Below are 18,258 nucleotides of genomic sequence, written 5' to 3' on the forward strand. Positions count from 1 at the left end.
TATTTACCTACTAACTAAATAACATTTGTTTCCTGTAAAAATTTCAAAATTTCTGTATTAATCACTTTAGCTGAACCTGTAGAAGCATCATGATAACAATCAGTCAAGATGTGAAATTTAGAATTAGCAATACATTGATGAAGCTTTTCGCCATGACTAGCCGGAAACCAACTGTCTTTATCACCCCATAAAATTAGTGTAGGACACTCAATATGAGATAGCTTGCTTTGAATCCTTGTGAGCATATTAGGTTGATTACTTTGCAAGTTAGCAATTTCTCGCGCCGCCAGTTGCAAATCTTCAGCAACTTTTACTAAAGTTCCAGGAATTTCGATAAAAGGATAAGTAATCCAATACACATCTTCCTGTGACAAAATTGATGGGTCAAATAGCACTCTCCGGCGTTCAACTGCCATAATTTCTCTGACGAGTGGTGCAGCAAAATAAGCTAACCGCAAAGAGTCTATTGCTTGCAACACTTCGATGGGTGTGTGAGCTAAAATTGACATTGCCCAATGGGGTAAGCGGTCAGCAAAAATTGGCACATTAACTACTATTAACTGTGAAATTAATTCTGGTTTTTCTTGTGCTAATGCTAAAGCAACTAAACCACCCAAAGACTCGGCAACTACAACCGCAGGTTCATCACATAATTCTTGAATAATCCGCTCTAATTCAATTACTTGATGACCGTCATGTTCTCGACGCAGAAAAGGTTTTTCAGAAAATCCAAAGCCTTTGGCATCAAAACAAATCACCCGAAAATATTTTGATAATGGTTCCACACTATAACGCCAGTTATAGCTCCAACTGCCCATACCGTGCATTAAAATTAAGGGTTTACCTGTACCTTTTTCTCCATAGGCAATCTGCACAGGATATCCTTGAGCATCAGTAATAATGAGGTTTTGCCGACCTTGCGGAAAAGTTTCTTGCCACCAATCTTTCATGCTTTTATACTAACCACCAGTTAATACTCGCCACAAAGTGCTAATTAATAATATTGGAATTGTGATTAAAACAATACCTAGCAATAATAAACCGACTAAAACAACTAACACAAACCCAGTATCGGCCTTTTTTGTACCGCCAGGAATTTTTAAATGTTCTTCTAACAGCTTGAGATTATATTCATTCGACTTCCATGCAAAATCAAATAAGTCTCCGGCTACAGGTAAACTGCCCACCAAACTATCAATGATGATATTCAAAATCATTCTGCCTAAAGTTGCTTTAGGCGCACCTAATCTGGCAGCTTCTAAAATGATGTAGCTGGAAAATATCAATCCCACAACATCACCACCGACAGGTAACAGTCCTAATAATGGATCTAAACCGACACTCACATCTGTACCAGGAATAGTGATGGCTTTATCCATTACGCGACTCAACTGGCGCAGTCGCCTCAAGGAAGGTGCTTTAGCGTCAGGATCAATATTAGAAAACCGTGGGGAAGAATCAGGCATTCAAGCGATCGCTTCTTTGAAGTTGGAACCGTTCAATATTTTACTGCTGCTTGGTAATTTGACAAGGGTTTGTCCTAATACTTAATTTTGAGTACTGAGTTGAAAGTGCTGAGTGCTGAGTTGAGAGGTAATATATTATTTTTCTGCTCCCCTGCTCCCCTGCTCCTCTACTCCTCTGCTTTCCTGTGCCTTTGCTTCCTGACTCCCTATCTTTTGATAGCGCATATCTTCGCCGACAATTACGTTGAGTTGGTTTCCAATGAGTAAAACAGCCGCACTCATCCACAACCACAGCATTAAAACGATGACAGTCCCGACTGCGCCATAAACTTTATTGTAGTTACCAAAATTAGTGACATAAAGCCGGAATAATGATGAGAGTATTGCCCAAAAAATCGCTGCTAAACTTGCCCCTGGCATAATTGGTGTGCCAGGATTCCACACACTAGGGCCATAGCGATACACAAAACTAAAAGCCGTAGCAACAATACTTAAACTCACAGGCCAGCGTAATAACTGCCAAAGGTGCTGCAAAAATAGTAAAGAACTATGCTCATAGACGGCTATTTTTAATAATAGGTCACTAACAAAGATTAAAAACGAAGCCAACATTAACAGTACTATTGTACCAACTGTTAAGCCCAACGAAATCAGTTTAGCTTGCCAAAAAGGACGGCTTTGTTGTGGCGGAGTTTGATGGATTTGATCAAATGCTGTCATAGCTGTACTGATAGCACCAGAAGCAGTCCAAAGGGCGATCGCAAAGCTGAGAGAAAACAAACTACTATTTTTAGAGTGGGCAATTTCCCTGCTGGCAAAGTCCCGAATCAAAATCATCGCTTCTTCTGGCGCAATTTGACTCAATAAAGCCGCCATCTGTTTAAAGGTATCTTGTAATGATTCTGCCAACAAACCAATCGCTGTCAGCACAGCCAAAATAGCCGGAAACAACGATAACATAGCATTGAAGGCAATTTCAGCAGCAAGTCCTAGTAGTCGTCGTTCGATTGTCCGAGCAAAGGTTTTTTTGAGAATGCGCCAATTCAGATGGCGAAAAAAACGGACAAAACGCGGCTTTGGCATAACTAGCTATTAAGTCTTCACAAGCACAATGCCACAATAACTTATCTAGTACAACAAGGCAAAAGTAAAAAGTCAAAAGGAAAAAGAAAGAATAGTGATACCACAAGCTTTGTAGTAATTCCAAATGGTCTGTTTATTTACGCCGACCTGTACTAGTGTCATCGGTAAATCTAAATGCTTTGGCTTGCAGAAGTCAGAGGTCAGAAGTCAGGAGTCAGAAGTCAGAAGTCAGAAACAAAATTTGATGCTTGGAAACAAAACAATTTAAGTGGGGACGAACAGATGTTCGTCCCCACCTTTGGGGAATATTTGGTGATGCTGATTTTATGTCATAAGCCACTGCAAAAGTAGCATTAAATAACCGCGTACTTTTAGCACTGTTATAAGAAACAATGCCTAACAACCCAACAGCACACCGCACTAAATCATGTAAAAAATTGGTAGGAAATAAACCAAATATATAACCAAATTCCGCAGCATAAGCGTTAGGAGATTCAGCTAAAGAAATGAAAGATTCATGGGTTCCTGGTTCAAGAATAATTGAGAAATGCCATTACTCAACTTGATTGAATACTTGTGCTGCAAGTAAAGCCAATAAAGCGCCTGTACCTATTTGAAAAAGTGGTAATTTGCCCAAAGCATCAGTAATGCTGGGAATGACTAAGTTTTGATAATCGCCATCAACTCTATCATCTGGAACAGGTTGATAAAAATTGTTGGGTGCGTCTTCCGATTTTAATTCGCCACTACTAAGTTGAAGATTAAAACCTAACAGTAATAACAACGAATCTACTAATGAAGGCGATATTTTCTGAGCTAAATCGAGTAATTTAGCTATATCTCCAACTAATAAATCCCGAATTGGATGTTCTGCTGCATAAACTATGGCATCAGCTACAATTTTGGGGTCGTAGTAAGGTGGTATTCCTGATGGTTTCACGCCTAATTTAGTTAAACCATTACTCCAAAATGGAGTGTTAATGACGGCTGGCTTAATACTTGTAACATTGATAGGCCATTTGTCATGAATCAATTCAATTCGCATCGCTTCGAGAAAGCCTTCAATGCCGTGTTTAGCACAAGAGTAAGCACTTTGATAAGGAAGCGATCGCCTACCTTCCATTGATGATACATGAATTAGTGCGCCTCGTCCTTCATGCTTGAGATGGGGTAACGCCGCCATTGCACCATACACTTGACCCATCAAACTTACATCAATGACATGCTTAAACTCTTCTGGAGTGGTTTGGTCAAAAGTGGCAAACATTCCAATCGCCGCAGCATGAACCCAAGTATCAAGTCTCCCGTATAACTCGACAGTTTTATCTGCGATCGCTTTTACTTGGTCAAATTCTTGCACATCAGCAACAATATAACTTGCCTCGCCACCAAAGCCACGAATTTCTTCCACCAGCGACTTTAACTTTAATTCACCACGCGCCGAAACAACTACTTTGGCTCCACGTTGAGCAAATTCCAGGGCGGCTTTACGTCCAATACCACTGGAAGCACCAACGACTGCAACGACTTGCTGATTTATGGGCTTTAACTGCATGGATAAGTTCTACACTTCTATGAGCGCAATTGAAAGATTAATGTATCTTTCCCGATGTTAAAAAATACATCCAACCGCTAACTCTTTCGTGGGTTATATTATTTTTAATAACTAAAGGTAGTGTCCCATACACAAAAAAATATTTATCTCACCCAGATGTGCATACTTCGACCTTTCGATAGGCTCAAGGCGGCGCTGCGCTCAGTAACTGGAGGCGCGAAGAAAAACTCAATAGGCAAAATTTGAGTTTAAACTTAAAGGCACTTGAGGGAATACTCAGAATTAGTAGTATGACCTTTCAACAATGTCACATTTACCATTAACTGTTCGTATATGGGCTGCAATTTGCCATCTTAACGCATTTATTTGGATACCTTTGTTGTTTTTCCAATACACATTGCATAATGCTTTACTTCAGCTTGCTCCACTTCCGCCAGGAGTCTCTATCTGTCTTGTGAGACCACACGCAATTTGTAATGCTGAAGTTAGGTTTATGCTTTTCGTCGTTATGTTAATTCAATTAACTTGTGTTTGTTGTCTTCCTTTTATTAGCGTGGCAATCACATTATTTTTATGGAAAATTAAGAAAAATACTGATTTTTTCATATATCAGCATGGTAAAGAAGCTCTAAATTTTCAACTAGAGTTAGCGTATATTATGATTATTTTGCATGTTATTGGTATATTAATATTGATGATGTTAAATTCATTAACAGCAGGAGGTTTACTGGTAATAATGATATTAGATATTTACGTATTTCCCATCTTAGTAATATTACAGTTATTAAAATCTGTTTTCTGCTCGTTTAAGGCACTGAAGGGAGGTTTCATTCGTTATAATGACATAATAAAATGAAAATAGTATATTAAATAGTAATTTGATTTTTTTGAGATTCTTATGAATGGGATAGATTGGTTAAGAACATTGCATACAAAGCAAATTCTTACAATTAAGAATGATTATTCTCAGTATTTTCTTTATTGTGGTTATGTTATCTATAACAATGGTGATTTTCCTCCAGACTCTGGAATTAGGATTACCTATGCAGAATTAAAACAGGTATTAAGTGAAAGACCTCACATACCAAATAAAGCTGAAACTAAGCGTATCAGACAGAAAGCAGCAAAGCAAAAAGTCAGATCATATCAATCTAGTAAGTAGGTGAACACAATTATTTAGCAGACACATTTTGACTCACTTCTCCTGCGGAGGTACTAATGCGAAGATACTCTCAGTAAACAAAGCTGCGAAGAAGAATGGGAGAGTGAGTTGAAAACTTGATTGCTATTAATTATTTTTTTTGAGATTTTTATGAACGGAATAGATTGGTTAAGAACATTGCATACAAAAGAACTTCTCGGTGTCAGAAATAATTGCTATGAGGTTTTCCGCTATCCAGATGATTATGTGATCTATAACAACGGGGACTTTCCTCCAGGTTCTGGAATTAAAATTACCTATGCAGAGTTAAAACAGGTATTAAGTGAAAGACCTCACGTACCAAATAAAGCCGAAACTAAACGTATCAGACAGAAAGCAGCAAAGCAAAAAGTCAGGTCATATCAATCTAGTAAATTCTGATATCAAACAATAACCGCCAATACTCACGAATCAACACAAATAATCTTCTTTAACTATCAGCATTCATCCGCGTTTATCGGCGGTTAAAAATTTAATTAACAGTAGACTTAGCAATTACTCCCAACTGCAACCCTGGCGGATAACTACCTTCTTCTTTAATCCGCTTAATTTCCACATCGGTGAATGGAATACTTAACTTTTGTGCAACTGCACTCACAATATCACCCCGGTCAATTACGCCAGCTACCGCACCAGCCGGAGATAGTACAGTAATACGTGATAACTGTTCATTTTCTAGTTTGTTAATTACTTCTGCGATCGCAGTTGATTCGGTGACTGTTGGTATTTCTGTGAGAGGATGAACGATAGTTTGCAGAGTGCGGGTTTCCCATTCACTTCTTTCGACTAAGCGCAAATCATCAATCGCCACCAGACCGCGATAACGGCCATCCGACGCAGCAAAATAAACTTGTGGTGCAGCACTTTCTAATAAATATGCGTCAGCAAAGGCGCGTAAACTCTGTTCAGCATCAACTACGCGAAAGTCCCGCGTCATCGCACTACTAGCTACCATTTTCAACAAAGTTTCTTGTAAAGTAGTCACGCGGTCGTAGGTGTTGGCGTTACGAATCCCAAACCAACCAATCAGCGCAATCCACAAACCGAGTGCTAATTCTCTTGTAAAGAAATCTACCGCAAATCCTAACGCGATCGCTGCATAACCCAAAATTTGCCCTGATCTTGCGGCCCAGTGTACTGCTTGAAAGCGATCGCCTGTAACTTTCCACAGTGCTGCTTTTAACACCTGACCACCATCCAACGGTAAGCCTGGAATCAAGTTAAATAAGGCGACAACCAAGTTAATTCTCGCCAAATCCCCCACCATCATACTCAGAGGACTAGTCTCAGGGATGAAAATTGCTACCAGCCGCAATAAGAAAAACAACCCCACACTGACCAAAGGCCCGGCTATCGCTACTTGAAAGGCTTTACCAGGAGTTTTCGATTCTTCTTCAATTGCGGCAATTCCACCAAACAAAAATAGGGTGATGGAATTAACTTTAATACCTTGCGATCGCGCTGCCAAACTGTGACCTAATTCGTGTAACAATACCGAAGCAAATAGCAGCAATGCCATGACTATCCCCGCACTCCAGGCGATGACAGACCCCCATTCTTGGTAAGCCACACCAAAATTCAGGGTTGCTAGTCCTAAAATCACAAACCACAAAGGGTCTAAAAACAACGGGATGCCAAATAAAGTCCCAATTTTCCAATTTGTTTGCATTACATTGTCCTAAATCTACAATCATCAGCAGTTCACTTTAGTCACCCATAAGAAATTTCTCAACTTCTCTAGGTGGGAACATGGTTTTATTTACACTAAATAATCTATGTATTAGAAGTTACATTAAAACAGCGATCGCCCACCATTAATATTTTACAAACATATCGGCGATCGCTTCTTATAAATAGCAAAAGGTAAGATTATAAATCGTATAGATTTTTAAACCATGTAAAAAATATTTGCGCGTTTGGATGTTGAGGATTGAGAACTTTATATTTTATAGCTTGATGTAGTTGTCTACCTGGTTCTTCTTGCCATGCCAACCAAGTGTAAATTTTGGCTTTATCAATATAAGAATCTTTAAATGGCGCTCCTTTATTTTTTGCTTCTTGTGCTACTTTCTGAGCATATTGCCAAATAAATTCACTTTCATCTCTAATTAGGTAAGCTAAAAAAGTTTCTAACATACCACTTATTTGATTATCTGGCATAATCCAGATACCAAACTTAATTCTATTTTTTGTCATGTGTATAAGTCCTGTCTCTGGCAGTTCTTCAGGAATATCAGGTATACTCGGCAAACACGCACTTCTTATACTTTGCCAACGAGCAGATAAATTTTCATCTGCATCTATCATCACGCCTAAATGAGTGAGTCCTGATGCTTGTAATTCTGTAGATATAAGGTTTGAGTCTATATTGGGATAACCGTCACAATCTTTTATGAATACAATTTCTTCTCCTTTTTTACCCCAATAAATTCCATTTTTTTCTATCAATTCTGGAATAACTCGTTCGTCATCTTTTCCTTCAACTAATAATTTCTTAGGATTATATTTTTTAACCATGACTAACGAACCTCAATGTCTCTTTCAGCCGCAATGACAATTTGAGGTTCTGTGAAAACTACACTTGTGTTTTTACCTCGCTCAATTCTGTGGATTCTAATACCATCTTCAGTTGTATCTCCCTGTTCTGCAATACTAGCTAAACTAGTCCAACAATCGCTGTTATGAGTAGTGGCAAAAACTTGTACGTTTAATCTTTTGGCAGTATCCCAAATCATTTTCCACATATCAGACATGGCTGTAAAATGGAGTCCAGTATCAATCTCATCAACAAATAAGTATCCATCTTTAGCACATACTGTAGCTAGTGCAAGCCCTAATATTCGCCAAATACCATCACCCATACTCCCAATTGGTACACGTTGACCGCTATCAAGAAGTACGAAAAAACCACCCCGTGAATCTAAGGAATACCTTAATTTTTGAGAACTCACTGGAGCAATCCGTTTAATTTTAGAATCTATGCTACGAAGTGCCTGCTCTACAAGTTTTTCTTCTGGTGTTAGTACTATCTGATCAAATAGTTCAACCATTTTCTCAGTTCCTAGCGAAGATGATGTAACGAATTGTATTTTTGGTACTGGATTTTTACTGTCTCTACGCACTCGTCGAATATATTCTGAATGAAGTCCAGTATTAGCTGACAAAGGTAATTCCAAAGCCTCTTCTTCTCGTCCATAATTCCACTGAATACTGAAATAAAGTTTCCTTAAGACATCTGGAACTTCTTCTTCATAAAGAAACAGAGGTTCATGGGATGAGCTAAGTATCTCTTTTGAAGAAATTTTGCTTAGTTCTATTGATACAAAAAGCCCCTGTTGAATATTGCTATTAGTACCTGTGATTGAGAACTTACTCCCTTGTTCAATCTCATGACCATAAAAAAGGTGACGAATATCAAACTCTTGAGCTGGTTTAAGCTCATCATCAACACAATATTCACTCCGTTTCATCATTGTCTGACGTAACGGTTCAAGATTATTTCGAGAACATAAAAGTTGAATAGCTTCTAATATTGATGTTTTACCACTATTATTTTTACCAACAAGCAGATTAACTCTACCAAGCTGCTGAAGCTCAAAAGATTGGAAACTACGGAAATTTTCTAGTTTTATCGTTTTCAACATAATTTTGTTGCCGAAGACAAGCAAGAGTTCATCACTTGTCTTAGTATAAGCAGTCTTAACATTCCTCAATCTAGGAAAAGAAACAATCATTAAATTTTATGATATGGTCGCTTATCCTTCCGTATCCTTCAGCGTATGTGATAGCTGCTGTGTACCTTGCAAAGCATATACTTCCTATTTTAACCTGTAACGCATCGCCAAAGATTTGTGGTGCGTTAGGAATATTTTCCATAACGCACCTTAACATTATTTCTGCTCTGAGGGATTGATTTTAGCTAATGATTTACTACTTGTTACCTGACGAATTGGTAGTTCAACTACAAACTCTGAACCTTTGCCGAGTTCCGAGTGGCAATATATCTTACCTTTATGTTTATCTGTAACGATTTGATAACTGATAGAAAGTCCTAGTCCTGTACCTTTACCAACAACTTTAGTCGTAAAAAATGGGTCGAACAATCGCGCCAGAATATTTTCTTCTACACCAAATCCGTTGTCAGCAATCCGAATCGAAATCCAGTCTTTATTCATCAGAGAAGTAGAAATCCGAATTTCGCTAGGTTGCACTGCTAGTAATTCAGGAGTAGATTGGACATTTCGCTCTTCTAAAGCATCAATAGCATTAGAGAGCAAATTCATAAATACTTGGTTTAATTGACCAGGATAGCATTCGATTAAAGGCAAGGAATCATAGTCTTTGATGACATGAATAGTAGGGCTATCACCGGAAGGCTTTAAGCGGTGTTGCAAAATCATCAATGTACTGTCAATACCTTCGTGAATATTTGCTACTTTAAAATCAGCTTCATCTAAGCGAGAAAAATTGCGTAATGAGGCAACAATTTCACAAATTCGTTCACTTCCTACTTGCATCGACTGAAATAATTTTGGTAAATCATCAAAGAGAAATTCGATTTCTGTGTTACTAAAAAACTCTCGAATTTCAGGGGCAGCATCGGGATGATGTTGGCGATAAAGTTTGACGCAACGGAGTAAATCTTGAGTATATTGGTGCGCGTGTTGCAAGTTGCCGTAAATAAAATTAATTGGGTTGTTAATTTCATGGGCAACCCCCGCTACTAACTGTCCCAAACTCGCCATTTTTTCGGCGTGAATAATTTGCATTTGGGCAGTACGTAACTCGTTCAATGCTTGGGCGAGTTGATTTGCTTCTTCACGGGTTTGACCGAGTAAACTAGATTGTTGGAATAAGTTGGCTTGACGCAAAGCAACGCTGATTTGAGCAGCTACTTGGGTAACAAATTCGAGTTCTTCTTCTTCCCAGTGACGTGCATGGGTGCATTGGTGAATGCACAACAAACCCCAGAGTTCATCACCTTCCATGAGGGGGACAACAATTTGGGCTTTGACTTGGAAGCGTTCAATGACATCTAGATGGGGGACTTTGGAACCAATGCTGTTGACATCAGAGATTACTTGCACTTGGCCTTGACGATATTGCGGTGCGAAATGGTCGCCAAAGCAATAGTCTTGCACTTTTACAGACAAGGCAGAATCGAATTTTGGTAGTACGTCTTCAGCGATAAATTCGCCACTACAAAAACCCACATTCGGATCAAAGCGAAATATCCCGACTCGATCTGCTATGAGCGATCGCCTGATTTCCTGTACTGTAGTCTTGAGGATGGTCTCTAAATCCAATGATTCTCGGATTTTAACCACCAAATCAAATAAAATCCGGCGCTGTTCGGCGGATTTGTGCAGTTCATCAGCGCGAGTCTGCACTTGAGCCATCACTTGAGAACTTTGCAGTGCTACTCCTAGTTGGCTGGCTACCTGTCCCAAAAATTCTACTTCTACAGTATCCCAAGAGCGTGGTGCAGAATGTTGATAAGCTGCCAATAAGCCCCACAAATTTCTGCCGACAAAAATCGGAGTCAATGCGTAGGCACGAATTTTAAATTGCTCTAAAATATCCAGGTGACAGCGAGTGTGTCCAGCTTGGTAGATATCGTTGACAGCAAAATGTTCGTTGTTGCGATAACGTCCGCCTTTGGTTTCTTGTAAGTAAGTATCTTGCCAAACGAGATTTTTGCCAAAGGGGTTGATGCTATCCCACTGTGCCTCAACCATACCAAAATGACTCACAAATTCGCCACTCCAATCTTGATTAAAGCGATAAACGCCAACTCTCTCGACTCGCAACAGCTTACATACTTCTTGGCAAGTTGTTTTCAAAATCAAATCAATATCTAGAGAGGAGCGAATTTTACCGACGACTTCTGTGAGTGCGCGTTGACGAGCGATCGCTTCTTGTAAGGCGGTTGCTTGTTGTTTCGATTGGTTCAAATTCTCGGTTTGTTGGATTGCAACACCTAATTGCGCTCCTACTTGTCCCAAAAACTCAACTTCGTAATTTACCCATTGGCGTGGCCCAGAATGCTGATAGGCTGCAATTAGTCCCCAAAGTTTCGGCCCAGTAAAGATTGGTGCTAAGGCATAAGCGCGAATTTTAAATTGCTCTAAAATGTCAATGTGACAACGTGAGTGACCAGCTTGGTAAATATCGTTGACCACAAAACTTTCGTTGTTGCGGTAGCGTCCCCCTTTGGTTTCTTGCATGTGGGTATCTTCCCACACCAAATTTTTCCCAAATGGGCTGATTCGATCCCACTGCGCTTCTACCATCCCGAATTGGCTGACAAATTCACCACTCCAGTCGTCATTAAAGCGATAAATTGCCGCCCTCTCTAGCTTGAGGAGTTTGCAGAGTTCTTGACAAGCAGTGTTGAGGATAATTTCGGTATTGACTGATGAGCGAATATTACCAACTACTTCTGTTAAAGCCCGTTGTCTAGCGATCGCATCTTGTAGTTCGGCGGTGCGTTGTTTGGTTTGCTCAATCATTTCGGCTTGCTGCATTGCTATACCTAGATGACTGGCGGCTTGCGCTAAAAATTTAACTTCGTGATTTTCCCATTGCCGAGCAGCCGAATGTTGATAAGCTGCCATTAAACCCCATAATTTAGCACCCACAAAAATAGGTGCGATCGCATACGCCCGAATCTGAAACTGTTCTAAGACTTCAATATGGCAACGGGAGTGACCTGCATCGTAAATGTCAGCCACAGCAAACGGCTCATTTGTGCGATATCTTCCGCCCTGGGTTTCTTGTAAATGAGAATCTTGCCACACCAAGTCTTGACCAAAAGCAATCAGGGTATTCCAAGGTGGTTCAGCAAAGCCCAAACGATTAATAAAACTACCACTCCAGTCAGAATTGAACTGGTAAATTGCTACACGCTCAATTTTTAACTGCCGACAAATGTCTTGACAGGAAGTTGAACACAAAGATTCTAACGGTACTGATCCCCGAATTTTCGCTAAAATCCTCGCTAGGATTTTTTGATACTGCACATCAAGCTGTAATTGCTTTTGACATTCTTGTAAAGATGTTGTCGCATCATAATAGTTTGTTGTCATAAACTGTTGAAAACTTAAACACTTATTTACAGTGTTCCCGGTTTTAGTTTTTGACTCACAGATAGCAACAACAAGCTGTAGGAATCTGGGTTAATTTCGGAATTGACTTGTATAGTAAGGGAGTTGCGAGTAGGGAGTAGTAAAAAACCTTGTTGCAGTGTACATTCTTGATTTTTATGCAAGTTTCAATTTTTAAGTGGATTCGCTACTAGTTAATTCTTTCTGCTCATAGTAACGACAACCTTGACAGGGGCCACAGGGGTTAACAGCACAACGAATATAACCAGAACGGGCGTTAAATTTGCAACTAATGTCACCAATTAAATAGCCTACTCCTTCTAAGTAGTAGCGATCGCCCTCCATTCGTTGGATGTTGTGTCTACCCCTTGTCCCGGCAAAATTCATGGCTGCTTGTCTCAGCTGCGCCCTTGTTCTTAAATGGGTTTTCCTAATTAACCACAAAGAAAACAGGGACGGTAAAAAACCAACGATAATTACCAAAAGTGTCTTTATATTTAACACCTTCTTTTACCCCTTTTATGCGCTGATTGATTGATCGTCCCAGATATGACATTCTAGTGGTTGCCAGAATGCAACTAGGGCGTGGCATCTGGCAAAAACTACCAGTGCCACTTCAATCAGCATAACCGCTACAACCGATTGGGTGAACCACGGTTAATTTTTTATAACTTTAAGATTTGTTGATTAGCGCCCCCAAGGAAAAAGTTTTTGGTTCAATATCAGCTTTTTGTTGGTTTTTGTGGTGTCTTTGTGCGGCTAATCTGCGGTTTTTATTGTGCTGTCTCAGTTTTTGTGCGAGTGAGGCGGCTTCTCTTTCCGCACGGAATAAATCAACTTTTCTTGTTGTCAGAATTAAAGAATCATCTGACTTTTGTTTTACCCAAGGAATACTGACTGTAAAGTATTTAAAAACGTTTTTACGAGATTTACCATTTCCTGACCAATAATTTCTTTGACTGTTGATTGTAGCAGCGATCGCTTTTAATTCTAGAATCTCAGTTTCTAACTCTGCGGCCATTTGATTGATAGTTTGGGCTTGGGCTACTAAACGCTCCCAACCACTGATGATTTTTTCTTCTTGCGGTTGTAAGGGTGCGATCGCAGGCTGTGATGCGGGAGGTAAGATGGAACTTTTGTAACTATGTGCAATTTTTTTCATAGTTCCTCTGCTAATGCTACTGAGCTTGTTAGGCATTGTAGCAGCATTTTAATACAAATGTACTAATTAAGGAAATCCCACAAAGATACGATCATGAGTGTACTCCACCGAGAAACGCTGTATGTCTAGTCCACTAACTGAAAAAATTCTGTCTCAACTTCCGGGTGATGTCTTGCGTGGGTTACGTCGTACTGATGACATCCTGACAGCCATTCGAGAAAATACCGCACCCATACCAACGGTAGTTAAGGAAAATCAAGAAGATTTAGCTCATCTGGACTGGGATGTAATTATTTGTGGTGGAACTTTAGGTATTTTAATTGGTTGTGCTTTAGCAGTTAGAGGATTGCGTGTAGCGTTAATGGAGCGTGGAATATTAAAAGGCAGAGAACAAGAATGGAACATTTCACGCCAAGAATTAGAAGTATTTTTACAATTAAACTTGTTAACAAAAGCAGAATTAGAAAGTGCGATCGCCACTCAATATAATCCAGCTAGAGTTAGCTTTTATGGTGGTGTAGAAGTTTGGGTAGAAAACGTTCTCAATATTGGCGTAGATCCTGTTTATTTACTCGCAACATTAAAAAATAAATTTCTGGCGGCTGGTGGAAAATTATTAGAAAATACACCCTTTACTGAAGTTATCGTTCATCCCAATGGTGTGATTGTTAATCAGCAATTTGCTGCTAAATTACTCATCGATGCAATGGGACACCTTTCACCCATTACCAAACAAGCACGCCAAGGCAAAAAACCTGATGCTTTATGTTTAGTTGTGGGAAGTTGCGCTCAAGGTTTTCCGGAAAATCCATCAGGCGATTTGTTGTTATCCTTTACATCCTTGCAGAATCAGTGCCAATACTTCTGGGAAGCTTTTCCCGCTAAAGACGGCAGAACCACCTACTTATTTACCTACATGGATGCCCATCCACAACGCTTGAGTTTAGAAACTTTATTTGAAGAATATCTGCGCCTACTGCCCACATATCAAGGCGTAGAATTGTCAGATTTAAAATTTCAACGGGCGTTATTTGGTTTTTTCCCGACTTACCGCGATAGCCCACTCAAAACTCCTTGGAATCGGATTTTACCAGCCGGAGATAGCAGTGGTAGTCAATCGCCGTTAAGTTTTGGTGGTTTTGGTGCAATGGTGCGTCACCTCAAACGTTTAACTTTTGGGATTGAAGCAGCATTACAAACAAACCAATTATCTGCACCAGCATTGTCACTACTGCAACCATATCAACCAAATTTGAGCGTGACTTGGTTATTTCAAAAAGCTATGAGTGTGGGTGTAAATCAAAATATTCCCCCAGAGCAAATTAATCAATTGCTGGCGGCGGTATTTGAAGAAATGCAAAAGCTCGGTAATCCAGTCCTCAAGCCATTTTTGCAAGATGTGGTGCAGTTTTCGGCATTGACACAAACATTAATTAAAACTGGGTTATCTCATCCACAATTAATTGCCAAGATAATTCCCCAAGTTGGTTTAGTTAACTTACTTGATTGGTTGGTGCATTATGGAAATTTAGGTGTTTACACTGCCTTATTTAATCTGAGTCCAATGTTAGAAACATGGATTAAGAGCCTACCACATCCACAACAATATTACTGGCATCGCTTAATAGATGCTTGGAAGTATGGTTCTGGTGCTGATTACTGCGATGAAAGTTAAATAGTATGTTTGTGAGGATGACATAATGGAACGGAAAGCTGGCAGTATTAAATACTTTGCGGTGTTAATTGGTTTACTGCGCGATCGCCAAGGTTTTTTAGAAGAAGTTCGTCAAGGAATTAGAATCCCTAGTAAGATAATTTCTTTGCTGGTTTGTAGTTCTATTTTTATTGCCATCTACGGGGGAATTATTGGCTCTTCTCATAGTTGGATGCAGGCTATTTCTTCGGCGGTAAAACTACCAGCACTGTATTTAATTACTTTACTAATTTGTCTGCCCACACTGTTTTTCTCTAATATTATCTTTGGTTCCAAGCGGACTTTTGGACAGCATTTTATTTTAGTCCTTACGGCAGTTTCCGTTACTAGTGTGCTGCTATTTAGTTTTGCACCTATAACTCTCTTTTTCTTGCTCACCACCAATAACTATCAATTTATCCTGGTATTAAATGTATTAATCTTTGCCATCACCGGATTTATTGGGATTTCCGCTTTATACCAAGCAGCGAATACAGTTATTGAGCAAGAGGATGATGGTAGTAAAACTCGCAAGCGAATCTTACAATCTTGGTTGTTTCTTTATGCCTTTGTTGGTAGCCAATTAGGTTGGACTCTCAGACCTTTCTTTGGTTCTCCTATGCACCCCTTTCAACTGTTCCGCGAAAGAGAAGGTAATTTTTATTTGGGTGTCATGAAAGCTATTGGTTATCTTTTGGGATTAAATTAATAGTTTACAGGATTTACGCACAAAGATTTTCTGTGGAGACTGGGTGTAAGGGTGCTGACAGGTGTAGGTTTTTTACGTTCTGCCCCAAAAATCTTGATTTAGGGTGTAGGGGTGTAAGGGTGTGAGGGTGATGAAACTCTGATTAAATCATGATTTTTAGAGTCGCTACTCATCACTCTGTTAAAAACCTACACTTGTGAGGTGTAAGGGTGTGGGGGTGAAGGGGTTTTAGATACATACACCCCTTCACCCTATCTCCAACACTTAATTTTTCGTTATATTTTTATTCTGCACTAGCGATCGCACTTTGGCATTCTTCCACAGAAGCACGTTGTTGCATAGCTTGGACTAAAGCTTGATAACTTGACCAATTTTCTTCTAACAGAGTTTTTGCTTGCAAAACATGAAACCGTTGTTTTTGCTGAAAAGCTGACTCAGAAAAACCGACAACTTTTAGGACTTCCGCCAACTTCGCTTTATCATCACCGCCACCTTCAGCACGTTCAAATACCAAAGCTTCCGCCGCAATACCAGCCATCCACATTGTGCAGTAACGGTCTAGCATTTGGGCGCTAATGGTACCTTTTTCTAATTGTGCAGCTAATTCAGTATCATTAAAAGCAACACCGCCTTGTCCTGGTTGTCCTTCTCGCCAAGCTTCCCAGGCGCTGAGGGTGTAGCCAGTGACGGGAATACCCAGCACCGAAGCTACCAAAAAATGTCCCGCTTCATGGTGGATAATGCGATCGCGGTGTTCACTCGAAAATCCCGCAATCCAATCTAGCAAGATAGTTCCACCCTTACCTTGCAAGCTAAAACTGTCTAAAGTAGCGATTCCCAAAATGGTGAACGTGGCGAGTGCTGGTATTGTCGGCGATAAGTTAATTAAAGGCCCCAGCAGTACCGAAAAAGTCATCAGAAAGACTGATATGGCTACTAAATTGAGGGCTGTTTGGCTCATTGTCAGTTTTTTAACTCAGGCTTAATCTTTCTTAATTATGGGGCGATCGCTCCATTTTTGAGTAGGATTTCTGATAGTCTGCATAGATATAGGAATACGGTTTGATTCCTGAATCTATTTGTTTACCCAGGGAGTAGGGAATGGGGAGTAGGGAGTAGGAAAGAAAAATGCCCATAATTCATCAATTAATCGAAATCGCCACCGAACCAGGAATTAATATTCACAACATCACCCCACAAATCAAAGATTTAATTGCTCAAACCTCAATTAAAAACGGACAAGTTCTAGTTTTTTCGCGCCACACAACAACAGCTTTAGCTATCAATGAATATGAAGTCAGGTTATTAGAAGATATCAAAGTATTCTTTGCTAAATTAGCACCAGCATCAGACCGTTATTTACACAATGATTTGCATTTACGAGATGTTCCCGAAGATGAACCGATGAATGCCCATTCTCATTTACTAGCAATGATGTTAAGCACCAGTGAAGTAATTCCCATTGTGGATGGGGAATTAGCTTTAGGAACTTGGCAATCTGTATTATTTTTTGAATTAGATGGGCCACGCCAACGAACTGTATCAGTGCAGATTTCCGGTGAGTGAAACCTATGACTATCATTCAAATTAAATACTTCACATTCGATGATGAAAAATATTTAATTCAAGCACTTACTCACCGTTCTTATGTGAATGAACACCCAGGAGAAGAACATAATGAACGTCTGGAATTTCTTGGTGATGCTATACTCAACTTTTTAAGTGGTGAGTATCTTTATCATGAATACGAGGACAAAGGAGAGGATGAATTAACACGGCGGCGTTCTGCATTAGTAGATGAAAAGCAATTAGAGAAATTTGCTATTGATATAGGGATAAAAAAGGAAATTCGTTTAGGACAAGGTGCAATTCGAGATGGTGGTCGTGACAATCCTAACTTACTTAGTAGTGCCTTTGAAGCTGTAGTTGGTGCTTATTATATAGATAAAAAATGTAATATTGATGAGGTTCGTAAGGTTATTAAACAAATATTTAAATCTGTACCTGAACAAATTTTTGTAATTCGCTCGAATGTAGACTCTAAAAATCGCTTGCAGGAATGGGTACACAGTCAACATATTCCCACTCCTCCCAAGTATGAAACATCTCCTGTACCTGGTCTTCCAGATCATGCACCAGAATTTACAGCTAAAGTATTTGTTGAAGGATACGAGGAACTACTTGATGAGATAAGAGGTAAAGGACGCAATAAAAAAGAAGCTGAAAAAGATGCTGCTGAAAAAGTATTGAAGTGGTTGGAAGAACAAGGTTGGAGATAAACTT

General features: G+C 39.5%; 20 protein-coding genes and 1 pseudogene. 9 read left to right on the top strand and 12 right to left on the bottom strand.

The annotated features are described in order from the left end of the window. Positions 1 to 14 precede the first annotated feature (14 nt). Positions 15 to 950 (bottom strand): alpha/beta fold hydrolase, encoded by a 936-nt coding sequence (locus tag H6G28_RS03140; protein ID WP_190589401.1) that lies wholly within the window; start codon positions 948 to 950, stop codon positions 15 to 17. Positions 951 to 959: 9 nt separating this feature from the next. After that, on the bottom strand, positions 960 to 1,379 hold the full coding sequence (locus H6G28_RS03145) for a DUF4112 domain-containing protein (protein ID WP_242048336.1): 420 nt from the start codon (positions 1,377 to 1,379) through the stop codon (positions 960 to 962). Between H6G28_RS03145 and H6G28_RS36670 the strand changes: the two genes are divergently transcribed. After that, positions 1,366 to 1,551 (top strand): hypothetical protein, encoded by a 186-nt coding sequence (locus tag H6G28_RS36670; RefSeq protein ID WP_242048335.1) that lies wholly within the window; start codon positions 1,366 to 1,368, stop codon positions 1,549 to 1,551. The two genes, H6G28_RS03145 and H6G28_RS36670, sit on opposite strands and share 14 nt — an antisense overlap. Before the next feature lie 50 nt (positions 1,552 to 1,601). Here H6G28_RS36670 and H6G28_RS03150 read toward each other — a convergent pair whose 3' ends face one another. Further along, the gene (locus H6G28_RS03150; protein WP_190589399.1) at positions 1,602 to 2,549 is read right to left on the bottom strand and encodes a YihY/virulence factor BrkB family protein; all 948 of its coding nucleotides are present in this window, start codon (positions 2,547 to 2,549) and stop codon (positions 1,602 to 1,604) included. 174 nt (positions 2,550 to 2,723) lie between these two features. On the opposite strand from H6G28_RS03150, the gene H6G28_RS36675 reads away from it, so the two are divergent. Next, positions 2,724 to 2,900, top strand: coding sequence for a hypothetical protein (locus H6G28_RS36675; RefSeq protein ID WP_242048334.1), 177 nt, complete (start codon positions 2,724 to 2,726; stop codon positions 2,898 to 2,900). On the opposite strand, the pseudogene H6G28_RS36680 reads toward H6G28_RS36675, so the two are convergent. Both H6G28_RS36680 and H6G28_RS03160 read right to left on the bottom strand, forming a co-directional pair. Next, positions 2,833 to 3,078 (bottom strand): annotated as a pseudogene (locus H6G28_RS36680) (DUF4383 domain-containing protein); the annotation flags it as partial. The gene H6G28_RS36675 and the pseudogene H6G28_RS36680 overlap by 68 nt on opposite strands. 24 nt (positions 3,079 to 3,102) lie before the next feature. Further along, positions 3,103 to 4,104 carry an SDR family oxidoreductase gene (locus H6G28_RS03160; protein ID WP_190589398.1) on the bottom strand — a complete coding sequence of 334 codons (1,002 nt, stop codon included), beginning with the start codon at positions 4,102 to 4,104 and terminating at the stop codon, positions 3,103 to 3,105. A 304-nt stretch (positions 4,105 to 4,408) separates the two neighbouring features. Between H6G28_RS03160 and H6G28_RS03165 the strand changes: the two genes are divergently transcribed. The 3 genes from H6G28_RS03165 (at position 4,409) to H6G28_RS03175 (ending at position 5,686) form a co-directional block, all read left to right on the top strand. Next, entirely contained in the window at positions 4,409 to 4,960 is a 552-nt protein-coding gene (locus tag H6G28_RS03165) for a DUF4870 domain-containing protein (protein ID WP_190589397.1), read from the top strand. Positions 4,961 to 5,002: 42 nt separating this feature from the next. Further along, the gene (locus tag H6G28_RS03170; protein WP_190589396.1) at positions 5,003 to 5,266 is read left to right on the top strand and encodes a hypothetical protein; all 264 of its coding nucleotides are present in this window, start codon (positions 5,003 to 5,005) and stop codon (positions 5,264 to 5,266) included. A gap of 150 nt (positions 5,267 to 5,416) precedes the next feature. After that, entirely contained in the window at positions 5,417 to 5,686 is a 270-nt protein-coding gene (locus tag H6G28_RS03175) for a hypothetical protein (protein WP_190589395.1), read from the top strand. A gap of 91 nt (positions 5,687 to 5,777) precedes the next feature. Here the strand turns inward: H6G28_RS03175 and H6G28_RS03180 are convergent, their stop codons facing one another. The 6 genes from H6G28_RS03180 to H6G28_RS03205 all read right to left on the bottom strand — a co-directional run bounded on the left by H6G28_RS03180 (position 5,778) and on the right by H6G28_RS03205 (position 13,573). Next, complete coding sequence (locus H6G28_RS03180) at positions 5,778 to 6,974, bottom strand: site-2 protease family protein (RefSeq protein WP_190668936.1); 1,197 nt, start codon at positions 6,972 to 6,974, stop codon at positions 5,778 to 5,780. A 200-nt stretch (positions 6,975 to 7,174) separates the two neighbouring features. After that, on the bottom strand, positions 7,175 to 7,822 hold the full coding sequence (locus H6G28_RS03185) for a DUF3226 domain-containing protein (protein ID WP_190589393.1): 648 nt from the start codon (positions 7,820 to 7,822) through the stop codon (positions 7,175 to 7,177). 2 nt (positions 7,823 to 7,824) lie between these two features. After that, positions 7,825 to 9,039 (bottom strand): AAA family ATPase, encoded by a 1,215-nt coding sequence (locus H6G28_RS03190; RefSeq protein WP_242048332.1) that lies wholly within the window; start codon positions 9,037 to 9,039, stop codon positions 7,825 to 7,827. Between the two features lie 156 nt (positions 9,040 to 9,195). Beyond that, the gene (locus H6G28_RS03195; RefSeq protein ID WP_190668938.1) at positions 9,196 to 12,393 is read right to left on the bottom strand and encodes a GAF domain-containing sensor histidine kinase; all 3,198 of its coding nucleotides are present in this window, start codon (positions 12,391 to 12,393) and stop codon (positions 9,196 to 9,198) included. Between the two features lie 192 nt (positions 12,394 to 12,585). Beyond that, a complete protein-coding gene (locus H6G28_RS03200) occupies positions 12,586 to 12,915 on the bottom strand; it encodes a DUF6464 family protein (protein WP_190589391.1) in 330 nt (109 codons plus the stop codon). 169 nt (positions 12,916 to 13,084) lie between these two features. Then, positions 13,085 to 13,573, bottom strand: a complete 489-nt coding sequence (locus H6G28_RS03205) for a hypothetical protein (RefSeq protein WP_242048331.1) — start codon at positions 13,571 to 13,573, stop codon at positions 13,085 to 13,087. A 121-nt stretch (positions 13,574 to 13,694) separates the two neighbouring features. Here H6G28_RS03205 and H6G28_RS03210 point away from each other — a divergent pair, with 121 nt between their 5' ends. Beyond that, positions 13,695 to 15,248: an NAD(P)/FAD-dependent oxidoreductase gene (locus H6G28_RS03210; RefSeq protein WP_190668940.1), complete on the top strand. Its 1,554-nt coding sequence runs from the start codon at positions 13,695 to 13,697 to the stop codon at positions 15,246 to 15,248. 22 nt (positions 15,249 to 15,270) lie between these two features. Beyond that, positions 15,271 to 15,975, top strand: a complete 705-nt coding sequence (locus H6G28_RS03215; RefSeq protein ID WP_190589511.1) for an actin-binding WH2 domain-containing protein — start codon at positions 15,271 to 15,273, stop codon at positions 15,973 to 15,975. Positions 15,976 to 16,258: 283 nt separating this feature from the next. Here H6G28_RS03215 and H6G28_RS03220 read toward each other — a convergent pair whose 3' ends face one another. Next, complete coding sequence (locus tag H6G28_RS03220; RefSeq protein WP_190668942.1) at positions 16,259 to 16,936, bottom strand: ATP-dependent Zn protease; 678 nt, start codon at positions 16,934 to 16,936, stop codon at positions 16,259 to 16,261. Between the two features lie 167 nt (positions 16,937 to 17,103). Between H6G28_RS03220 and H6G28_RS03225 the strand changes: the two genes are divergently transcribed. Beyond that, positions 17,104 to 17,541 carry a secondary thiamine-phosphate synthase enzyme YjbQ gene (locus tag H6G28_RS03225; protein ID WP_190668944.1) on the top strand — a complete coding sequence of 146 codons (438 nt, stop codon included), beginning with the start codon at positions 17,104 to 17,106 and terminating at the stop codon, positions 17,539 to 17,541. Positions 17,542 to 17,546: 5 nt separating this feature from the next. Continuing rightward, on the top strand, positions 17,547 to 18,254 hold the full coding sequence (rnc, locus tag H6G28_RS03230) for a ribonuclease III (protein WP_190589386.1): 708 nt from the start codon (positions 17,547 to 17,549) through the stop codon (positions 18,252 to 18,254). Positions 18,255 to 18,258 lie beyond the last annotated feature (4 nt).

It is taken from the genome of Nostoc sp. FACHB-190 (genome assembly GCF_014696905.1).
In the GTDB taxonomy this organism is placed as follows: Bacteria; Cyanobacteriota; Cyanobacteriia; order Cyanobacteriales; family Nostocaceae; genus Nostoc_B.

What these genes read in the sequence shown, in the direction of transcription:
- H6G28_RS03140 (WP_190589401.1), bottom strand. Translation starts at nt 950, where the DNA reads ATGAAAGATTGGTGGCAAGAAACTTTTCCGCAAGGTCGGCAAAACCTC.
- H6G28_RS36670 (WP_242048335.1), top strand. Translation starts at nt 1,366, where the DNA reads ATGGCTTTATCCATTACGCGACTCAACTGGCGCAGTCGCCTCAAGGAA.
- H6G28_RS03145 (WP_242048336.1), bottom strand. Translation starts at nt 1,379, where the DNA reads ATGGATAAAGCCATCACTATTCCTGGTACAGATGTGAGTGTCGGTTTA.
- H6G28_RS03150 (WP_190589399.1), bottom strand. Translation starts at nt 2,549, where the DNA reads ATGCCAAAGCCGCGTTTTGTCCGTTTTTTTCGCCATCTGAATTGGCGC.
- H6G28_RS36675 (WP_242048334.1), top strand. Translation starts at nt 2,724, where the DNA reads ATGCTTTGGCTTGCAGAAGTCAGAGGTCAGAAGTCAGGAGTCAGAAGT.
- H6G28_RS03160 (WP_190589398.1), bottom strand. Translation starts at nt 4,104, where the DNA reads ATGCAGTTAAAGCCCATAAATCAGCAAGTCGTTGCAGTCGTTGGTGCT.
- H6G28_RS03165 (WP_190589397.1), top strand. Translation starts at nt 4,409, where the DNA reads ATGTCACATTTACCATTAACTGTTCGTATATGGGCTGCAATTTGCCAT.
- H6G28_RS03170 (WP_190589396.1), top strand. Translation starts at nt 5,003, where the DNA reads ATGAATGGGATAGATTGGTTAAGAACATTGCATACAAAGCAAATTCTT.
- H6G28_RS03175 (WP_190589395.1), top strand. Translation starts at nt 5,417, where the DNA reads ATGAACGGAATAGATTGGTTAAGAACATTGCATACAAAAGAACTTCTC.
- H6G28_RS03180 (WP_190668936.1), bottom strand. Translation starts at nt 6,974, where the DNA reads ATGCAAACAAATTGGAAAATTGGGACTTTATTTGGCATCCCGTTGTTT.
- H6G28_RS03185 (WP_190589393.1), bottom strand. Translation starts at nt 7,822, where the DNA reads ATGGTTAAAAAATATAATCCTAAGAAATTATTAGTTGAAGGAAAAGAT.
- H6G28_RS03190 (WP_242048332.1), bottom strand. Translation starts at nt 9,039, where the DNA reads ATGATTGTTTCTTTTCCTAGATTGAGGAATGTTAAGACTGCTTATACT.
- H6G28_RS03195 (WP_190668938.1), bottom strand. Translation starts at nt 12,393, where the DNA reads ATGACAACAAACTATTATGATGCGACAACATCTTTACAAGAATGTCAA.
- H6G28_RS03205 (WP_242048331.1), bottom strand. Translation starts at nt 13,573, where the DNA reads ATGAAAAAAATTGCACATAGTTACAAAAGTTCCATCTTACCTCCCGCA.
- H6G28_RS03210 (WP_190668940.1), top strand. Translation starts at nt 13,695, where the DNA reads ATGTCTAGTCCACTAACTGAAAAAATTCTGTCTCAACTTCCGGGTGAT.
- H6G28_RS03220 (WP_190668942.1), bottom strand. Translation starts at nt 16,936, where the DNA reads ATGAGCCAAACAGCCCTCAATTTAGTAGCCATATCAGTCTTTCTGATG.
- H6G28_RS03225 (WP_190668944.1), top strand. Translation starts at nt 17,104, where the DNA reads ATGCCCATAATTCATCAATTAATCGAAATCGCCACCGAACCAGGAATT.
- rnc (WP_190589386.1), top strand. Translation starts at nt 17,547, where the DNA reads ATGACTATCATTCAAATTAAATACTTCACATTCGATGATGAAAAATAT.